Here is an 18,619-nt window from a genome sequence, read left to right on the forward strand (position 1 = left end):
GATGAAGGCTTTTCGACCTCTTTACCCGTCATTCCCCGGTAAAGAGCTCAATACGCAACCGGCCTGAAAAAGAGCCGGATACCTGCAGGCTTCCTGTGCCGTCGCCAGAGCTCAGTTCAATACTTTGGCCCGCCTCATCAAGAGCCAGATAAAGGGCGTTTCCATCCATGCACATGGTGTCAGATTCACTGGCGCAGTTTCCTAGAGCCGCGCCGCCTAGCTGCATGGCTCCGGTTCCCAGTGCCGACCCGGAAAACACATAGGAGATCTGACCAAAACTTGGCTCCGAGAGAGTACCCGCATCATCGCCGCCTGGAACCAGTCTCAGGGTAACCTCCTCCATCACCGCGGGCGCAGCATTGATGTCAGCCGCCACCCCATCGGCAAATTGCGCGGTGGTGTCATAATTCTCGCTTAACAAGGCAAGCACCGAACCGCCCCGAATAAAAACAATGGCATCCTCGGCTCCAACATCACTGACCGTAACGGTTCCTGTTTGAGCCACCGGCGAGAGTGCATCCACAGAGTTCCAGCGATGCCAAGTACCACTGGGAAGCTTCACACTCCGGCTTGTCACACCTTCTTCAACTATCGGCGCCACCAAAAGATTATTACCAACCAAAAATGCGTCATCCACATCAAAGAGCGCGCTTGGGTCGACTTCGTTCCACCACACTGGGCGCACTGCAGGTGCCCCCTTGTTGACCGCTTCGTCTACAACTTGCGTCCAATACGGCAAGAGTCTTTGGTGCCATTGGCCATACTTACGGTAATGATTCAACGTATCCTCGTTCGAACTCCACTGAAGATTCGGGGCCGGTGTTCCTGAATGATGCGTACGCATAAACGGAGTAAACGTTTCAAGCGTTACCCAACGCGCCCAGAGTTCATAAGTGCGGATCGAAGAACCAAAGCTTGTGTACCCGCCGATATCCGAATGCGTAAGAGCGATGCCTGATAGACCAGCAGAAAGATACAAACGTGGCACACTTCCTAAACCATCATTTCGGTCAAACGTAACCAATTGATCCCCAAGCCACATGATGTGCGTATGAGCGCTGATACCCGTGTAACCAGAACGATTAAAAATTGCGAAATCACCACCGGGTCGTTTCATTTCCCAAAATGCTCTTCCCGCTTCCGCCCACAAAAGGGGGTATTCGTTATGCACTTCAAACCCGGAACGGCCATCCCCCATGACTGCATCCAGCGGCAAGGACTCACCATAATCATGCATCCAGCCATCGATGCCCTTATCTACAGCTCGGCCTAGATAACCCCAAAACCAATCTAGCGACCCATCAACCGTCATATCATAATAGGACGGTGGCTCACCGAAGGGGAACTCTAGTTCAATGGGGTGACCGTCTTCATCACTCGCTAGAAAGCCGCCTTCAACGCCCTCAACAAAGACTTGGGTATCGCTGGCCACCATTGGGTTAATGTAGGTTAAAAACTTAAAGCCCATATCGTGTAGAGTTGTCGCCAATCCCTCTATGTCTGGATAGAGGTCGGGATCTTCTTCCCAATCGTACGTCAGGTGTTCACCACCCATCGCTATTTCCTTACCAATCCAGTCCTCGGCCCACAGCGCACTTGCCGGGATATTATTCTCACGAGCCATTCTGGCCGCATCAATCAGAATTTCAGGACTGCCGAAGGTGTCAATCCAAGGACCGTATGTCCAGCGGTTCACCGGCCGTGCCCTTCCTGTTTCCGCAGTATACGTTTCCATCACCTCTTTAACCGAGTCACCTGGGTAAATTCTCATTTTGAATTCTTTGGAAAAAATCTCAAGGCGGAAATGACCTGCGCTCTCACACATCTCGTATTCACTGCGCCAAGTGGTATCAAGCTGCACCCCAAGAGGCCGGCTCATCATCACGAACGGCACCGGAGCATAACTTTGATAATGGCTGCCGCTTAAACCGAAAACCACGGGCTCCTCACCCCGGTTTGCTTTACCGTTACCTTGTTCCTGAACCCACACCGGCACCCGATGGCCGCGGTGTTCAATGCTTACCTGAGCGCCCAAGCCAAAGAATTTGTCAGCCTCCAAACAATTGAAAGTCATCGCCAAGCGGTCGTTGGTCTCGTGCGTCCAAGTAATCACGACATGGCCGTCTTCAATGGCTACACTTCCGGATGCAGCGTCGCCCAACTCAAAGCTTAGTACATCATCATCTACAGAATGGTCCGTCACGGTCAGAGCGCTGTAATCACCAAAGAGATCGTTAAAAGCGTAAGTCCCGTAGACCTCTTCAATCCGGACTCGATCCGTAAGCGCTGCAGCGAAAGGTGCATAAGCCTCGCCTGGGCGCTCATCGGCGTCCAACGTGGTAACGCCGCTGTTGGAAACGAGGACTTCGTTGCCACTATGGCTAACCACGAGGCCACGGTCATCGGTCAGTTCAACACGAATGTCCCCGCTCTCTAAAACCGGGTCGGAAGAACAAGCTGCTAAGAGGATAAAAACAAAAGGCAGATAAGTCGGTGTCTTGTGCATGCGTAAAGTTACCGCGACATGCTAGAAAAAATAAAGGTAAGAGAAGTGTGTTTATAACTTACTTTTGCGTGAAAAGGTCGCGGAGCATCAGCCTCTCTGGCTCTGTCCCAGGTTTCTGGTTTTCAACCTGGACTTGCTGCAACGCCTCCTCTGCAGGGCCCAGGGTCCAACAGGATTCAACTTCGAGAGTTTCAAGAAAATCTGGTGAATCATTTTTCGGACAAATATCTCGGTACTCGCCAAGCTCGCCCGCTTCATCTTCATCGATCCATCGTAGCGGTAGCCCTTGAGAACGGCATACATAGGGCCGGTGCTCGTATATTCGGCAACTGCCTGCATCATTTAAAAATGCACACTTACCGACCGGGTGCGGGGTGCCGGACGTCAGAAGGTCACCGTAATGCGCCTTGATAACAACCGCCTCTACCTTAAAAACTGTTAGCTCGTCTTGGCAACAATCACTGCAACCGTCCCCGCATTTGAGCTGGTTTTCGTGCTCCCAATTCAATGGGTTTAAGGCTGAATCCACGTCGCGGTGGTACTGCTCGATGATGGGTAATAGCGTATTATTCAAGTGTGAGCTCCTTGTGCAGCATGGATTTACACAATCACGTTGCAAGATCCAGCCAAACTAGGCATCCTAGACCGATATTCACGGCCACGATGCCCAACCCGAGGTGGAACATGCGCTCACTAAGTATACTGATTTTATTAGCTTTTCTCTCTTCGTGCGGCTCAGAATCAACGCCCGGAACAGATCTTACGGACGTTTCCGCACCTGCCTCAGCTGACCCAGCTGATACCACCGATGCGGCTGATGCCAGTGATGATGTTGAGTCCAGTGACGCAAGCGATGCTTCAGTGAGCCCAGACCCGAGCTCCGATTCTACAGAAGCTGCCGACTCCGCAGACCCTACAGATGCGGCAGACCCGAGCGAAACCAGCGACGCAAGTGACGCGGCAGACCCTGAAGAACCTGTCGACGATGGTATTCTTCGTTTCGTGGTGCTTGGCGATGCCGGTGAAGGAAACCAAAATCAATATGACGTTGCCGATGCCATCCAAGAGCTTTGCACTGCTCAAGGGGGGTGCGAGTTTGCGCTTTATCTTGGCGACAACTTTTATGACGACGGAATCAATACAGACCTTTGTTTAGACGACCCACAGTTTTTAGAAAAATTCGAATACCCCTACGCCAATCTAGATTTTCCATTTTATGTAGTGGCCGGCAATCACGACTATGGCGTGCTGCCAATTGCTTTGGATAAAACAACCTGTGAGGTGGAATACCACCAAGTATCAGAAAAATGGTATTTCCCAGATCGCTATTACACCGTTGAAGTAGATGACGTGGCACTCTTTGCTGTCGACACCAATATTCTCATGGTCGACCAATTCATCATTGGAGATGTCGATGCGGACGACCAAAAAGCTTGGTTCAACCAATCTGTGGCCGAGAACAACTCAATGTGGAAATTTGCATTTGGTCACCATCCCTACTTGTCCAATGGACCACACGGCAATGCTGGCAACTACGAAGGCTTGCCGGCCTCACTGATTCCAATCGTCAACGGTGATAAAATCCAAGACTTCATTGAAGAGTCCGTCTGCGGAAAAATCGATATTTATTTTTCCGGGCACGACCACAGCCGCCAATGGTTCGACAATACCTGTGGAACTGAGTTCGTTGTGTCTGGAGCGGGCTCGAAGACTTCTGAAATCGAAGGCCGTGACAACAACCCGACCCTGTACAACGATGCCGAACTACCTGGTTTTCTCTACGTTGAGATCGACTCCAACCTGATGGTTGGCCGCTTCTTCGATATCAATGGCGACATGAACTTTGAGAGAACTGTCCTCAAATAAGGCCAACCAGCGCCACAAATTGGACAAACCCGCCGAGTCCAGCAACCCTTAAAGTCAGGTCGCCCCCAGGGAATATTCCTTGCCTGCGGCGTATTGTTTGAGCAACCCACTAAAAATGGGTTAAACAAGGCTCTCTATGGCTGATGACACCTCCGCACAATCGCAACAAAAAGCGCGAAAAGGGCTTTTAAAAGCCGCGATGAGCATGAGTGTGATTACCATGGTCAGCCGCGTTCTCGGGTTGATTCGTGAACAGGTTCGAGCCCACTACCTTGGTACATCCATGGGGTCCGATGCCTTCGGTATCGCTTTTCAAATCCCAAACCTACTTCGGCGCCTCTTAGCAGAAGGTGCCATGAGCGCTGGATTTATTCCCGTGCTGAGCGAATACCGCGCCAAAGAAGGCGACGAAAAAGCGCTGAGCTTTGCGCGGAATTTCTTTAACCTCTCTTTGCTCTTGATGGTTGTCGTCAGCGCCCTGGGTGCTCTTGGAGCGGGTATCATTGTCAGTGCCTTTGCATGGCTGGGCGGAGAGCCTATTGCTCCCGAAGCACTCGCACTTACCACCGACCTAACCCGCTGGATGTTTCCCTATATTGCGCTTGTCTCCTGGGCTGCCATTGCTCAAGGCATCCTTAACACATTCAAAATTTTCTGGGTAAGCGCCACCACCGCTGTTTTACTCAATATCGCCATTATTGGTGCAGCTCTCATCTTGGCCTCCGGAATGGACCAGCCCGCCTTCGCCTTTGCCATTGGCGTCTTAATCGGCGGGGTCTTTCAATTTGGATTCCAGATCCCCTTCGTTTACAAACTTGGTTTTCGGTGGCGACCTGACTTTCGCATGAGCGCCGGTGTCAAGCGGGTCTTGGTTCTCCTCGTACCTACAATTTTCGGAGCCGGTGTCTACCAAGTGAACGTGCTCGTCTCACAAGCCATTGCGTGGGGCGTTGGAGACGGTGCTGTCTCAAGCTTACAATATTCATCCCGGCTTTTAGAACTGACTCTTGGCGTGTTTGCCGTGGCTTTATCCACCGTGATTCTTCCAGCCTTGGCCACCCATGTGGCCAAAGAAGAGACTCAAGAAGTCAAAGACACCATCGGGTTCTCCATACGCCTAACCTGCTTTGTCTGTTTTCCGGTTACTGCCGGCCTCTGGCTGATGCGCAATGAAACCATCTCGCTTTTGTTCGAAAGAGGAACCTTCGATACACAATCCACAAGCATGACTGCCTTCGCCCTCAATTTTCACATTGTAGGGCTTACGTTTATCGCTCTCACGCGAATCTTTGTACCGGTCTTCTATGCCTACAAAGACACGTGGCGTCCTCTTTGGGCAGCTGTGGTCAGCATGGTCGTGAATATTGCCGCCTGTTATCTGCTCACCCCTTATCTGGACCAAGGCGGCATCGCGCTGGCCAACACGCTCTCAGCCGGTGCGCATCTTGTGGTTTTAATGGCGCTGATGGGTAGCCATATTCAAGTGGGTATCGACCGCAAAACCCGTGGGAGTATCGTCCGCTCTCTGATTGCGACTGCCACCATGGCTGCTGCAGTGTTCGCCCTCCAGAATTATTTTCAGACCACCTCTCTGGCCGGCTTCCAAAGCTTACTCTTTCCTTACAGTGTGATCTTGATCACAGCTATTACTGTCTTCGCTGCGACCTGCGTTTTTGTTAAACATCCGGAACTGACCGAAATCGCAGGCATTGCTCGCCGCCGACGAAAATAGTGTGAAATTTACCGCAACGGTAGCTCTTTTCATCTGTTAACCTCCTGTGGGACTCAAACATCTGAGTGGGAGACTGGGAATGAAGCGGGCTCAAACAATTTTACTGACAGCATGGCTCGTGCTGGCAGGCAGCGGTTGCGGCGATGACCAAGACTTTGTCATTCGGCCAAGCAGCACTGAAAGTTTGTCGCTCTCCCAATCAACCTATGACCACGGATTAAGCCTCAGCCCTCACGCCGTTGCGTCGTCCACAGCGCTCGGAACGATGCTAGCCAGCGACACGGGGCTTTATCAGCTCAACACCGCCGGCATCACCCTCATCGAAGAGAGTCCGATTGTAGGCTTGGCTTCCTATGGAGAGGCGTTCATTTACGCCACAGGCTCGTCCATCTCAATTTGGGACGGCTTCATGGTTGACTCCGGGCTCAATGATTTTTTCACTGACCCTCAATTCACAGGCCTTGCGGTATTTGGTCAAGATATCTGGATAGCCACGGCTCAAAGCGTATTCTTGCATCAAAGCAGTGCCATGATTGAATTCCCCGACTTAAGCAATGTCAGTCACTTCTCTAGCTTCTCCAGCTCCAACCAACTTGTTCTTTCCGGCAGCGATGGGTCCACTTATCTCATCGAACATTCAAATGGGGATTACTACGGGCAAAGCCTCGCGGATGAGCCCATTTCCAAAGCGCTTATTGGAACTCAAAATAGCATCTTGGCTCACGACAATGGGGCGCTGATGCAGCGTCTACCCGGCACCACGGAAGATACGGTGAGCTGGCACCCGGTTGCTCTGACCACCAATGAAGAAGATCCCGGTGAGCAAGGCGTGCTGCAAATGCTAAGTGATCCGCAAACAGGGGCTACTTGGCTAAGAACCGAAAGCGAGCTCAAACGACTCCAGCAAGACAGGGTCTATACCATGGAGCTGCCTTCCGAGGGTGCAATGCTGATTGGTGTGGCCGACGACGCAAGTGTTTGGCTTTCCGACAACACGGCCATTTATAAACTCGAAGGTGATAATGAACCGGTAACCTTTGCTGAAAACATCAGTGCATTCGATGAAACAAACTGCGCCGAATGCCATGCACCCGGCGGCCCGGCCCATGAAATTCATACCTATGAACAATGGGTAGCAGAAATCGACGAAATTATTGAAGCCATTGAAAGTGGAACCATGCCAGCGGGAGGAAACAAACTCGAAGGCGCAACGGTCCAGCTTCTTTATCAATGGATGGAGGATGGCCTACGGCCATAAGGAGAGAGTAATATGCGGCTCACATTATTCATTTTGATATTGAGCACAGCCCTTAGCAGTCCATGCCTGGCTCAAGTGTGCGAAGAAGATGCACTGCAATCTTCCCTGCAACACCTGCGGCGTCTAAGTATCGACTTAAAGGGGACCCTTCCGAACCTGAATCAATTGGAAGAAGTCATCAATGCCACGATGGTACCAGATTCCTTGGTCGACGACTTACTCAATTCCGACGCCTTTATCCAAGAGATGCGTAACTACCACCTCCAACTGCTTTGGACGAATATATTGTCCCAGAGATTTACGCCCGGTGTCTGGATTTTACGCAAAGGAAACGCCGCAGATGGAACCGACGCCTATTGGCTCAGAGCCAATGGCCGTTCATCGCGTTATCGGGGTGGTCAAATTCCCTGCAAAGATGAGCCTGCTGAATTTGATACCGAGGGAAATATTCTAACAACCCCCTACCCAGGTGACCCCACCATGCAGCAAGAAGGCTATGTCGAAGTGGAACCCTGGTGGGCTCCGGGAACCACCGTCAAAGTATGTGCCTTTGATGCTCAAACCAACCTGGAAGGTGCAAACCCAAGCAACAACAACCCCGACCGTGTGGCCAATTGCTCAAGCCAGGTTGTAGAAACCTGTGGTTGCGGCGAGAATCTTCAGTGGTGCCACGCAAATAACCCAGCCACCGATAAAATCCTTGCCATCTCTATGGCAGAACAAATGCTGCGTTACATCGACAACATCATTCGAAACGACCGTCCTTACACCGATATCCTTTTGGGAACGGATGCTGAAATCAACGGTCCCATTTCCCACTGGTTGCAACACCAGACGCAAAACGGTGGCAATATTTTTATTACCAGCAGTGAGCAAAACCACGACGTTTTAACCATACCTGCGAACGAAATTTATAATTGGCAAACCATCAACCGCTACGAGCGACATGCCGGCGTGCTCACCATGCCCGGCTTCTTGCTCAAGTACCAAACGGACCGCAGCCGGGCCAACCGGTTTCATAACGCGTTTTTGTGCCAAAGCTTCCAAGCACCGGAAGGTGGCATCCCAACCGCCGAGGATAGCTGTAACGATGAACCCGACCTTCAGGAGCGGTGCGGATGTAAATACTGCCACGCCATGCTTGAGCCTGATGCTGCTCACTGGGGCCGCTGGGCGGAAGCCGGCATGATGGCCATGAACGAAGATAAGTTTCCCGTTTTCGACCAAAATTGCGCCGAGGGTCGTAACAATGCCATTTGCCGCCTCTTTTACCTGCAGCCCAATGAAGCCGGTGATGTGGATAGCAAACTCCAAGATTACATTGGCACTCTCTACCCTTATGTTTTCACTGACACCGAAAGCCAAGACAACATCACTCAAGGGCCACGCAAACTTGCCCAGAAAGCCATCGACCGAGGAGACTTCGCCGAATGCACGGTGAAGAAACTTTGGAACTATTTCATGAAAAGGCCGCCCTTAGACTCTGAAGCAGATCTTATGAGCGCATTGGCCAATGACTTTGCCGGTGACAACTACAATTTTCGCAACCTTGTTAAGCGAATCATCACCCGAGACGAATACATTCAATCCGAGCGATTCGGCATGGAGGACCCATCATGAAAAACCTCTGTATCTTATACGCAATTCTCTTATTCGGATTTTCTCAGAGCGGATGTTCAGACGACAGCCTCACCGAGCATCCGAACCAATGGAATGACCTCTTGCCCACAGACCACGGAGCGGTCGATGTTTATCCTCAGGAAGAAATATTCGGTAAGCGCGCCAGACGCATCTCAGTGGACAATCTAAGGCAGTCCATTCCCCAGCTATTTGATGGAATCAGCTGGACCAATGGAAACGGAAGCCGGAATCAATTCGACCAGCTCTCCGGAACACTCGGTGAAGCCGATTACCTGAATGTAACCCAAGAAAACACTGAGCCCAGTCCGCTCTTTGCCAAATTTATGGACGACATGGCTGGTCATGTATGTGAAAAAGCTCTCGACGGTGACGCCCAGGGAACAAGTCAACACATTGTGATGTACCCAGATGACGTTAATGCCAATTTGAGATTTTTAAGACTCAAATTCCATGGCATCTATGTACCAGAAGGCTCGAACGATAGCCTCACAGATTTGCGGGCGCTTTATGAAGACATTCTCTCCCTCACCGATGAACCCAAGCAGGCCTGGTATGGCGTATGTATCGCTATTCTAACTGCTCCAGAACTTATGGCGTACTAAGAAAGGAATCATGATGATGCATTGGACACGAAGAAGATTCCTCAAAACATTGGGCCTGGGCACCGCAGCGTTTTCACTCAACGCGCAGTGGATGCCTCAAGCATGGGCAGAAACCGCAAGCTCAAGACGGTTTATTGTTTGCTACTTCAGCGGCGGGTGGGACACTTTACTTTGCCTAGATCCTCGTAGCCCTGCTGATTTTCCAACCTTTAATCCAGGAAGCCAGACCGTCTACCCCGGTTATGAAATGCTCGATGGGAGTTATCCCAGCGATGTTGTCATGCCAGATGCCGCAAGCTACCCACATATGACTTTTGGTCCCGCCATTGGCAACTTTGCTGCCGCGCATTATCAAAAAAGCTGTATTGTACGTGGTGTCAGTATGAACACGCTTACCCACGGGGTCGGTAGAAATTTCTTTTTAACCGGAAAAGAACCTCGAGGGTTAGCCGCCAATGGTTCAAGCCTGGGAACGCATACCGCAAGCGCTCAAGGCGAACTGCTGCCTATTCCAAACCTTGCAGCCAATGTATCTGCGTACAATGAAGCCGAACCCAAATGGGCAAGCCCTTTAAGCGTCAACAATGTATCCGACCTCATTGCGGTGCTGGACGATGGACCCGATGCACCGGCTGGGGATATTCGTGCAGCTCTAGACAGATACCGCAGCACTGCGGTGGACTGTGACCCGGCGCTTTATGACCGTAAAGGCTTTCTCGGCTTTATCCGTGATACACAAACCAAAGCGCGAGAACTGGTGGCCCAAGAGCTGAGCGGCCGCTTTAAATTCACCAACGGCAGCGACCCTGAAATGGTAGGCATTCGGGCCCGCTACGGTATCCCCGGGAATATGAGCGGGTCTGGAGCCCAGGCAGCCTTGGCCTATCAAGCTATCAAATACGATATCGCTCAATCGGTGACCATTCAGCTTGCCAGTGGTTTAGACACCCACGACGAAGATTGGGCAACAGACCACCCGGCCAATCTTCAAGAAGGTTTCAATGCCCTAAGCCAACTGGTTACTGATTTAGAAAATACGCCCAATCAAGAGGGCGGAACTCTGCTGGATAACACCACCATTCTTTGCTTCAGCGAATTTGGTCGAACGGCAAATATCAATGCTCGGGGAGGCAGAGATCACAACTTGAACTCCGCCGCATTGATGCTCGGAGCTGGCGTTCCAAAAGGCGTTGTTATTGGAGGCACTTCAGACAATGGCTTAGGCAGTTACGGTATCAATCCCGAGACCGGAGCTGTTGTGGACGGTGGTCACGTTCTGACCCCAACCGATATTCATGCTTCGATTATGCAAGCAGCTGGCTTTGATACGGACTATCTTCGGACCGAAGGCCTGCCTTGCTTGATGGATACGAGCGAGAACTAGGCAAAAAAAGGGGCCCCTCCAGGCCCTTTTCTTAATTCTATTCTGCAAAAAGCACCAATCGGCTTTATACGTTTGGATCGGTCGGTAACCCCAATCCAGGGGTAGGCACTCGGCCTAATGTTTTGCGTTGAGCGGTTGGGTTATCGCCTCCGGGTTGTAAGCTGGCGACCACTTGCCGTAGTTCATCGAGCTTCCCTTTAAAAGGCGCGAGCGCTTTTTTGAGGTCATTTTGTCGTACTGAGAATTCTTCGCCTTGTGGAATCAAGCTCTCGGCCGACTGCCGCTTTGCAAGCAAGTGACGGTTATTCGCGTTGCCTCGAAGAGCCATCTCTGCGCCAAACATCGCCGCATTATCGCTGCCCGCAAACTGAGCAATCTCAGCATCCTTACCAGCATTTAATGACATAAAACGCGCTACAACTTGCTGAGGCGTGAGGATACCGTCGCCCATGGCTCGGCCTTCGATATCACCATCGGCCAATTGCTCGACCACAAATTCACCAGGCTTTAATGTTGCGGCTTGGTCTCCGCCAGGGCCTGCTTTTTTAACGCCGCCAATGCCATCGATGGGTTGCTGACTCATATTCTCGTCTCCTCATATTTCCAGCTGGGTTGGTATCTCCAACCTCTGATTCATTCTAAACCGAGAGGGCTCTCTTCGGTTAGAAAAAAAATCCAATGAAAACAGTGATTATACTCTTTTTTTAGCCCTCAGATCTCGGGCGAGCCTGAATGAGGCTCAATTGTTGTGATATTCATCACGGGCAAAGCGAAGTTCGTCTTCAAATGCCGCGACGGTTTGCAAGGTGATGCGCCCCAGTTTTCCACCACGCAGCTCCCTGATGACGAGCTGACCGGCCTTCTCAACATCCACCACCCCGCCAGGTCGCAGGCAGCCCCGCTTACGGCCGATGTCTTCAAGTGTAATCCGTGGGTCTTCGTTGAGTTCTTTGAGTTTGTAGCGGCCTTTAATGTGTTCAGGATCAATGCGCCCCAAGGTCTGAATCGCAAAGCAAGCAATGTCGTGGATATCAATCACGGCATCTTTGATGGCGCCCGTGGCTGCCAAATAGGCCCCAACACGCTGGTCCTCAAACTTGTGCCAGAGAATTCCGGGCATATCGAGTAGTTCCATCTCTTTACTCATGCGCACCCATTGGGCTTTTCGGGTGACCGCCGGCTCATCACCTGTCCGGGCAATTTTTCGCATCGCCAACCGGTTGATCAGTGAAGATTTACCCACGTTTGGAATCCCCACCGCCATCGCCCGGTAGCGTCTATCAAGCGGACGCTGACCGTTTTCTTTGCGATGAGCATCCACCACTTTTCGAACCGCACCCTCAATCTTCTTCACACCGTGTTCGCGCATGGCTTCGATGGGCATCGCTTGAATGTCTTGGGTCGCTTTAAAATGGTTCACCCAGCGGTCGGTTTCTTTAACGTCGGCCAAATCGCTTTTATTGAGTAAAATGAGCCTCGGCTTGCCTAAAGTCAGCTCACTTATAAGCGGATTACGGCTCGCCGCCGGCACCCGGGCATCTAAGAGTTCGAGTATAATATCCACGCGGCGCAGGTTTTCTTCGACCATGCGCTTGGCTTTTGTCATATGTCCGGGAAACCACTGAATCGTCATGAGCTGCTCTTATGGGATCCCACCCCAAAAACGCAAGCACTGGAATCCTTGGCCTAGCTCAGGCATGCTGTGTTCTATGATCGATTGTCACGCTCACGCATTTCCAACCGTTGCGGAACTTAGTTCCCATTTGCCCGCCACAGCTCAGGCCTTTTTGACCAGCAGCACCGGCCAAACACTTAAAGACGTTGGTAAAAATGTGCTCTCGCAGCTACCGAAAAGCTCGCGGTTTGGAAAAATTGCTCGAGGGATCTCTTCCGTTATCCCGGCCTCCCTGCCCAAAGACTCGTCCCAGCTGGCTCAGCTGCGCGACAAACTTCCCGGGAATGTACATAAAAGTCTCGAGTTTTTCCTAAGCGCCGGTACGGGCCCCAAGCTTCTTCTCGACGGGACTGTCTCGAAGCTTATCGCCTCTATGGACCGCAACGGCATTAAAAAGACCGTACTCATCGGCGCGCCGCCTCTAGCCGATGCGCCCTGGATCTTAAAAACATCGCTTGAGCATCCCGGACGCTTTATCCCGGTTCTAAACGTTCCACCGATTGCGGCAGAGTCAGGAGAAAAGGCCTGGCGTGCTGCCTACGAAGAATTGGCCGACCTTGGGGCAAGAGGTTTTAAGATTCACCCCAATATGGATCCTTATCATCATCACCATTTAGCCTATCAGGCCATGTTTGAAGTGGCTCAAGAGCGCGGCCTATTCATCATTCTTCACACTGGGTGCTTTACGGTACCGGGCTACAAGTCGATGAAACCAAGTGAACCCGAGGATTTTTCTCATCTCTTTACGGCTTACCCTGATGTGAAAATCTGTTTGGCTCATATGAACCGCGACCATCCTGAACGGGCCTGGGACATGATGAAACGCCACGAACAACTCTACACCGATACCAGCTGGCAGCCTTCTGCCAACATCACCCGCGCGCTCCACGAAATAGGCAGCGACCGAATTCTTCTGGGGTCGGACTGGCCGCTTTTAAACGATGACCTTCAAACCAATGCTATTCGCGAAATGCGAAGCGCTACCAGTGACCACGTGTTTGAAAAGCTCACTGAGCACAACGCCAAATTTTTTCTGGGCGAAGCCTAAACGGGCTCAATCCCAATTAGGAACCGGTCTTCCCGCCAGCTCATAAAAAAGCGACCCGTCATAAAACTTAGCAAGCCGTTCCCGGGTGAGTACTTGGGTCTCTGTTCCATTTACTTCCATCGGCTCGCCAGCAATCTTCAACAAAATAGGTAGTTCGAGCTGCGCCAGCGCGCTGCCGAAGAAGCTTTCTCGATTACGAGTCAGAAAGTCGGAGATTTCATCGCCGTCGAGCGCACCATCGTTGTTTTTATCAAAACGAGTAAACAGCTCTTCAAACTTCTTGGGATCAAACTCGCCATTGGCATCGAAAACGTCTGAGTCTGAATCGTGCTTCGATTTTTGAATTCGGCTTAAATCGATGGTGAGCGCAGGATAACCAGCAACCATCGACGCAATCACAAAATTAACCGCAGCGGCTCCGGCATAACCCTTGAGGCCATCCACTCCGAGCTCTGCGAGACGCTCGCGAGATTCCCCTACGGTGATTTTTCCGTTGCCATTGGCATCAAAAAATCCAACGTGTTTAGCCAACGCCGTCGTTTGATGCTTACCCGGGGATGGGCGTGGGCCTTCGTAGGTGTCGAACGGGGTGGATGCCGGCGATGCCGAGCTGACTGAAGGTTCGGCCGCTGCTGCGCTTGGTATAAAAGAGGCGGCGTGGGCCGTAGAACTGGATGAGACGATAGGCATATTTTTCTCCTTGCTGAGAACTTTATTCAGCGGGACAATCCGCCACTGCCTATTATCGGGGAAACGCGTGAATTGTTGCGAGAATCTGGGAGAGGCTTGAATATCTTCCTGCCAATCTCAAAATATCTAATCGTTACAATCTAGTTTGGTCTCTTAGGGGAGGGTTCACTCATCTAAATAAGTCGAAGTGCTTCGTGGTTTCGGGCACCAAGACTATGGTGAAATATTTAGACTACCTGAATCGCGGATGGCCTGCTTGAGCGCATTCTCTATTTCCTGACAGTTACTTCCCGAGTCTTGGATCAAAATCAGGTCGTCTAATTGATCAAATTCGCCATCGAGGATGCATTGAGAAATCGGTAACGCGCTGAACCAGCTGGATGGGTCGAGATTCAAAAAGACTGATTCGGCAGCTTCTTGCGATAAGAGCTGCGCTTGTTCGTTAAGGTAACGAGCTTCAACGTTTACGTCGATGGTTATTCTAAAAGAGTCCCCAGTGCTCTCTATTTGTCCTTCCAATAGAAACGAATTATTCAAAAGTGGGTCGTCACTTTCTAATAACCCCCAGTCACTGCGAGCATCGTCAAACCGAACATCAACGCGGCGATAGGCGCCCGTGGGAATGGTTAAACCTGCTAGGCTCGGTGTAGCCTCTCCACTGAAAAGGTCCACAACAAAGGGCCCCTCAATACGAATTTTATCTTCATCGCACACGACAGGTTCTTCGAGTTCTAAAGCAACGTCTGCACAGCTAAGACCCTCTTGAAGATGGAAGTCTATGTCTCTAACGCCAACCTTAGCCGCGGTGAACGTAAAAGCTGCGTCGGCTTCATCGAGAACCGTTATCGACTCTGTCTCCGTAAGAGACTGTGAGTTCTGCATCGTCATCGATACGGACGTCAGGCCATTACCGGTACTGGTACCAAGGCCATTGCCCGTACTGGTCCCGCTGCATCCAGCGGTGATACAAACTAAAAATATAGGAAGCCGGGTAAAATGCATCGTTAGACTCTCTTTAAACGTTTGCTTTAAGGGTACGCGCTGAACTGAACATCCAGACTGATCCGCAATTCGAAATCATCGGGTAGATTCTCCTGTGCGCCACCGCGAACCCCCAGCTTAAACGAGCCTTCTCTTAGAGCTTCTTGAACCGTCACTAAGTTTTCATTGGTGACATCTTCCAAGGTTAACGTGCTCTCTGATGTTAACTCGACATTTCCCAAACTCGCGGTTGTATCACTTGTCGATATAAATATTTCCAAAGTTTCAAACACGGTAATAAAATCGACAATGCCCTTACTCTCGCTGTGAACTTGTAAAGCCACGCTGTCTATTTCAATCAACGAGGGGGACTCTCCTTCGAGGTGCTCATCAACAACCCGGAGAAAGTCGGCATAAGGGTTACCCTCTTCTGTATTTACATTCTTTGATTCTGAGACATACCCGTTGCGCACATCACCTTCTTTAATGCCGCTCAGCTTGAGGGAGATATAATCACTAACCGCCACAGGACTGCCGCAGCCTGAAGCCAAGAAAGCGAGTATCAACCCAGCAAGGCCAGGGTTAAGAATGATTCTGGAGCGCATTAATGTCCGCATATTTCCGTATTCCGTAACCAAGCCTAATAGGTTCAACGAGACTGAAGAGTGGCTTATCATTTACAAACCATAGTGGTATTGATTCATCAAGGTGTATTCTAAATTAGTGTATTCTGAGAGAATGCACCTCAACACCAACTCCTTCCAATGAACCCAGAGGTTAAATAGGCCAGCAATATCAGCGCAGTAAGTGGTCAGGAAACTTAGGCCGTGAGTCAATTAAGCATCAGGTGTATTCTAAAAATGGCAAATGGAGCACTTTTTAATGTTTTAAGCAGAGAAAACTTCTGCCATTCTCTCATCCACGGACATCTCATGAAAACAATACGCCCTCAAACAACAGACTATGACGACTACCGAATATTCCTGACGGAGCTCGTCACTCATTTACGGGAATCTTCGCGAAGTTTCTCATTTCGAAAGTTTTCGCGTAAAGCAGGGTATCAATCTCCAAACTTTTTGAAGCTGGTCATCGAAGGCCAACGTAATATCTCCGAAGAGTCCATCGGACGGTTTGCAAAAGCTTTTGAACTTAGTGCCGGTGAAGAAAAAGATTTTGGGCACCTCGTTCGATTTAACCAATCGAAGACCGATGTCGAACGCAACAAAAATTACCAACTCTTGAAACGCAACCGCCCTGGCCCAACTGCAGAACTTCATTCTGCCCAATACGATATTTACTCAAAATGGTATGCCCTGCCAATTCGTGAACTGTCGACGATACCCGGGTTTAAAGAAGACCCTGAATGGATAGCATCACAATTCCGGGAAAACGTTACCGCTCATGAAGCGAGCCACGCATTAGACCTCTTACAAAAGGTTGGGCTCTTGATCAGAAATGCAGCCGGGCATCTGCGAGCTGCTGCTGCACGCTTAAAAACGGGCGCCGAGGTACCGCTGGCCGTGCGTAACTTTCATAGGTCGATGTTAGAACATACTCAGAAATCACTCGATGGGCTCAGTACCCGCGAACGGCATGTCTCATCGCTCACCCAGGCCTTAACACGCGCTCAGTACGAAGACATTTGTGAAAGAATCGACACGTTTCGTGAAGACCTACTGCAAATCATGGAAGACGTACCCGCCCAGAACGAGGACGCACAAGTGTATTTTGTGGGTTTTGAAGTCATCCCATTAACGCAACCAACGCTTCGCAATAGTGAATCGAATAAAAATACGAACCCTAAAACCTAAAAGGAAACAAAATGAGAAAGCCCTCCCCAACTAATATCTCTATGCCCATCTTCGCCAGTCTACTTGGACAGCCCACCGGCAGCACGATGTGTCGGCGCGATGTCGTTGAACAAGATATGGCTCACGGTAAACAAGGTCCCACTACCGCAACCAACGCCCTGCGAGAGAGCAATCGAGAAAACACACAAATCCTATACCGACAGGCCGGTATCAATGCCTGGCTCAACGCGCCCTATGCACTTAATATCGCTTTGGTGGGGCTCTTAACCGCAGTGGCGACCGCACTCGTTTATCTTGTGCGCTAAGTAAAGCTCGGTTTTATCGCTAGATCATCTGGGGGGAACATCAGAGTCTGGGCGCTGAATTTGGGGCGGCGCTCAGACTCTTTCGACATCCAAAATCCACATGCGTTGGCCCTAGAGATCTCGAAACCAAGACAGAGTTTCTAAACTCGGGGCTTTCATCACCTTGGCGGCCGTTGCTAAATAAATCGAATACATCTCAAGTGAGCCGCTACTAAGTGCTTGGCTCGAAGGCAACGTCCATTCACCGCCGCCTTGGTCGCCGCCGTAAGATTCCTGGATATCCCACGCACTGCTGATCACCCAATAAGCATATTCCTGAAGGTAAATACGCATTCTTTCGTCGCTGCTTTGCGGACCGTAATCGGCATTGTAATAACCGCTACTAAGAGCATCCAGCATATGGGTGTGGTGGGTGGACTCTCGGTTAACACCCCAATCGTCGTAAAATGTATAGTGCAAGCCCACCATAGTGACATGGTGGAGGATATGCTCTACCACTTCCATGGTCTGGCCTTCTCCGCCTATTTCAAAAATAGCATCGCACAAGCTGTTGTTGTCGTGTACCCGGTCAAACTGAGTTTCCGCTTCGCCGCTAAACTCTACCCCAACGTCACCTTTAAAAAATGGAATCACAGTTTTGCGTTCATACATCGAACGAATCACTTTGCGCTGCAGTTCAGCATCCAAACTGGAATCGTTTTCGGGAAACATCTCTTCCACCGCCTGCGCCACCTTGAGCATGAACGCATCGGTATTATCATCCTGGCCCATAAGCGTGATGCCTCGAACGCGAATGATTTTGGTAAACGGAAGATAGGCATCGGTTTGAACCAAGCCACTATTTTCATAAAGATTCTCGGGTACCTCTCCCGAGGGACTCGAGATCACGCAGCCGCCAATAGGGGCTGGTATCGCGGCGGTATCTGGAGCTTCCTCAGCCCTCTCGCCTATCTCGTCGCTGGAGGTATTCGTGGTACCTGTGTCCGCGTTGTCGCCCCCTGTAATGGGTTCAGGCGATTCTTGGTTCGCCGTCCCGCAGCCGCTCGGCACGGCCGCGCCGAGCACCACTGCGCTTAGCCATATGTATTTTCGTAAAGCCTGCTTCATTGTCCAACCTCGT

Annotated in this window: 17 protein-coding genes; 9 read left to right on the top strand and 8 right to left on the bottom strand. The window is 50.8% G+C overall.

Going from position 1 to position 18,619, the window contains the following annotated elements:
• Positions 1-28: 28 nt before the first annotated feature.
• Together HOK28_17885 and HOK28_17890 are read right to left on the bottom strand one after the other, a co-directional pair.
• A complete protein-coding gene (locus HOK28_17885) occupies positions 29-2,506 on the bottom strand; it encodes a hypothetical protein (GenBank protein MBT6434974.1) in 2,478 nt (825 codons plus the stop codon).
• A gap of 58 nt (positions 2,507-2,564) precedes the next feature.
• Positions 2,565-3,080 carry a YkgJ family cysteine cluster protein gene (locus tag HOK28_17890; GenBank protein ID MBT6434975.1) on the bottom strand — a complete coding sequence of 172 codons (516 nt, stop codon included), beginning with the start codon at positions 3,078-3,080 and terminating at the stop codon, positions 2,565-2,567.
• 110 nt (positions 3,081-3,190) lie between these two features.
• Between HOK28_17890 and HOK28_17895 the strand changes: the two genes are divergently transcribed.
• From HOK28_17895 to HOK28_17920, 6 genes are all read left to right on the top strand, one after another.
• Positions 3,191-4,372, top strand: coding sequence for a hypothetical protein (locus tag HOK28_17895; GenBank protein MBT6434976.1), 1,182 nt, complete (start codon positions 3,191-3,193; stop codon positions 4,370-4,372).
• Between the two features lie 136 nt (positions 4,373-4,508).
• On the top strand, positions 4,509-6,104 hold the full coding sequence (gene murJ, locus HOK28_17900) for a murein biosynthesis integral membrane protein MurJ (GenBank protein MBT6434977.1): 1,596 nt from the start codon (positions 4,509-4,511) through the stop codon (positions 6,102-6,104).
• Positions 6,105-6,183: 79 nt separating this feature from the next.
• Complete coding sequence (locus HOK28_17905) at positions 6,184-7,362, top strand: hypothetical protein (GenBank protein ID MBT6434978.1); 1,179 nt, start codon at positions 6,184-6,186, stop codon at positions 7,360-7,362.
• A gap of 12 nt (positions 7,363-7,374) precedes the next feature.
• Positions 7,375-8,982 carry a DUF1585 domain-containing protein gene (locus HOK28_17910; GenBank protein MBT6434979.1) on the top strand — a complete coding sequence of 536 codons (1,608 nt, stop codon included), beginning with the start codon at positions 7,375-7,377 and terminating at the stop codon, positions 8,980-8,982.
• The gene (locus HOK28_17915) at positions 8,979-9,605 is read left to right on the top strand and encodes a hypothetical protein (protein ID MBT6434980.1); all 627 of its coding nucleotides are present in this window, start codon (positions 8,979-8,981) and stop codon (positions 9,603-9,605) included. Before HOK28_17910 ends, HOK28_17915 begins: the two co-directional genes overlap by 4 nt.
• A 13-nt stretch (positions 9,606-9,618) precedes the next feature.
• The gene (locus tag HOK28_17920) at positions 9,619-10,989 is read left to right on the top strand and encodes a DUF1501 domain-containing protein (GenBank protein MBT6434981.1); all 1,371 of its coding nucleotides are present in this window, start codon (positions 9,619-9,621) and stop codon (positions 10,987-10,989) included.
• A 64-nt stretch (positions 10,990-11,053) separates the two neighbouring features.
• On the opposite strand, the gene HOK28_17925 is transcribed toward HOK28_17920, so the two are convergent.
• Positions 11,054-11,572 carry a hypothetical protein gene (locus HOK28_17925; protein ID MBT6434982.1) on the bottom strand — a complete coding sequence of 173 codons (519 nt, stop codon included), beginning with the start codon at positions 11,570-11,572 and terminating at the stop codon, positions 11,054-11,056.
• A 156-nt stretch (positions 11,573-11,728) separates the two neighbouring features.
• Positions 11,729-12,622, bottom strand: coding sequence for a ribosome biogenesis GTPase YlqF (ylqF, locus tag HOK28_17930; GenBank protein ID MBT6434983.1), 894 nt, complete (start codon positions 12,620-12,622; stop codon positions 11,729-11,731).
• Between the two features lie 76 nt (positions 12,623-12,698).
• Here ylqF and HOK28_17935 point away from each other — a divergent pair, with 76 nt between their 5' ends.
• Positions 12,699-13,712 carry an amidohydrolase family protein gene (locus HOK28_17935; GenBank protein ID MBT6434984.1) on the top strand — a complete coding sequence of 338 codons (1,014 nt, stop codon included), beginning with the start codon at positions 12,699-12,701 and terminating at the stop codon, positions 13,710-13,712.
• A gap of 6 nt (positions 13,713-13,718) precedes the next feature.
• On the opposite strand, the gene HOK28_17940 is transcribed toward HOK28_17935, so the two are convergent.
• From HOK28_17940 to HOK28_17950, 3 genes are all read right to left on the bottom strand, one after another.
• Entirely contained in the window at positions 13,719-14,402 is a 684-nt protein-coding gene (locus tag HOK28_17940; protein ID MBT6434985.1) for a hypothetical protein, read from the bottom strand.
• A gap of 213 nt (positions 14,403-14,615) precedes the next feature.
• Complete coding sequence (locus tag HOK28_17945) at positions 14,616-15,404, bottom strand: hypothetical protein (protein ID MBT6434986.1); 789 nt, start codon at positions 15,402-15,404, stop codon at positions 14,616-14,618.
• Between the two features lie 26 nt (positions 15,405-15,430).
• Positions 15,431-16,000 (bottom strand): hypothetical protein, encoded by a 570-nt coding sequence (locus HOK28_17950; GenBank protein MBT6434987.1) that lies wholly within the window; start codon positions 15,998-16,000, stop codon positions 15,431-15,433.
• 315 nt (positions 16,001-16,315) lie between these two features.
• Here HOK28_17950 and HOK28_17955 point away from each other — a divergent pair, with 315 nt between their 5' ends.
• A complete protein-coding gene (locus tag HOK28_17955) occupies positions 16,316-17,194 on the top strand; it encodes a TIGR02147 family protein (GenBank protein ID MBT6434988.1) in 879 nt (292 codons plus the stop codon).
• A gap of 11 nt (positions 17,195-17,205) precedes the next feature.
• The gene (locus tag HOK28_17960; GenBank protein ID MBT6434989.1) at positions 17,206-17,499 is read left to right on the top strand and encodes a hypothetical protein; all 294 of its coding nucleotides are present in this window, start codon (positions 17,206-17,208) and stop codon (positions 17,497-17,499) included.
• Between the two features lie 111 nt (positions 17,500-17,610).
• Here HOK28_17960 and HOK28_17965 read toward each other — a convergent pair whose 3' ends face one another.
• The gene (locus HOK28_17965; GenBank protein MBT6434990.1) at positions 17,611-18,606 is read right to left on the bottom strand and encodes a hypothetical protein; all 996 of its coding nucleotides are present in this window, start codon (positions 18,604-18,606) and stop codon (positions 17,611-17,613) included.
• Positions 18,607-18,619: the final 13 nt, after the last annotated feature.

The sequence above is a fragment of the Deltaproteobacteria bacterium genome (assembly GCA_018668695.1).
Lineage (GTDB): Bacteria > Myxococcota > XYA12-FULL-58-9 > XYA12-FULL-58-9 > JABJBS01 > JABJBS01.

Excerpts from the sequence above, each read along its gene's own strand:
- HOK28_17885 (MBT6434974.1), bottom strand. The coding sequence starts at position 2,506 with ATGCACAAGACACCGACTTATCTGCCTTTTGTTTTTATCCTCTTAGCA.
- HOK28_17895 (MBT6434976.1), top strand. The coding sequence starts at position 3,191 with ATGCGCTCACTAAGTATACTGATTTTATTAGCTTTTCTCTCTTCGTGC.
- murJ (MBT6434977.1), top strand. The coding sequence starts at position 4,509 with ATGGCTGATGACACCTCCGCACAATCGCAACAAAAAGCGCGAAAAGGG.
- HOK28_17905 (MBT6434978.1), top strand. The coding sequence starts at position 6,184 with ATGAAGCGGGCTCAAACAATTTTACTGACAGCATGGCTCGTGCTGGCA.
- HOK28_17910 (MBT6434979.1), top strand. The coding sequence starts at position 7,375 with ATGCGGCTCACATTATTCATTTTGATATTGAGCACAGCCCTTAGCAGT.
- HOK28_17915 (MBT6434980.1), top strand. The coding sequence starts at position 8,979 with ATGAAAAACCTCTGTATCTTATACGCAATTCTCTTATTCGGATTTTCT.
- HOK28_17920 (MBT6434981.1), top strand. The coding sequence starts at position 9,619 with ATGATGCATTGGACACGAAGAAGATTCCTCAAAACATTGGGCCTGGGC.
- HOK28_17925 (MBT6434982.1), bottom strand. The coding sequence starts at position 11,572 with ATGAGTCAGCAACCCATCGATGGCATTGGCGGCGTTAAAAAAGCAGGC.
- ylqF (MBT6434983.1), bottom strand. The coding sequence starts at position 12,622 with ATGACGATTCAGTGGTTTCCCGGACATATGACAAAAGCCAAGCGCATG.
- HOK28_17935 (MBT6434984.1), top strand. The coding sequence starts at position 12,699 with ATGATCGATTGTCACGCTCACGCATTTCCAACCGTTGCGGAACTTAGT.
- HOK28_17940 (MBT6434985.1), bottom strand. The coding sequence starts at position 14,402 with ATGCCTATCGTCTCATCCAGTTCTACGGCCCACGCCGCCTCTTTTATA.
- HOK28_17945 (MBT6434986.1), bottom strand. The coding sequence starts at position 15,404 with ATGCATTTTACCCGGCTTCCTATATTTTTAGTTTGTATCACCGCTGGA.
- HOK28_17950 (MBT6434987.1), bottom strand. The coding sequence starts at position 16,000 with ATGCGGACATTAATGCGCTCCAGAATCATTCTTAACCCTGGCCTTGCT.
- HOK28_17955 (MBT6434988.1), top strand. The coding sequence starts at position 16,316 with ATGAAAACAATACGCCCTCAAACAACAGACTATGACGACTACCGAATA.
- HOK28_17960 (MBT6434989.1), top strand. The coding sequence starts at position 17,206 with ATGAGAAAGCCCTCCCCAACTAATATCTCTATGCCCATCTTCGCCAGT.
- HOK28_17965 (MBT6434990.1), bottom strand. The coding sequence starts at position 18,606 with ATGAAGCAGGCTTTACGAAAATACATATGGCTAAGCGCAGTGGTGCTC.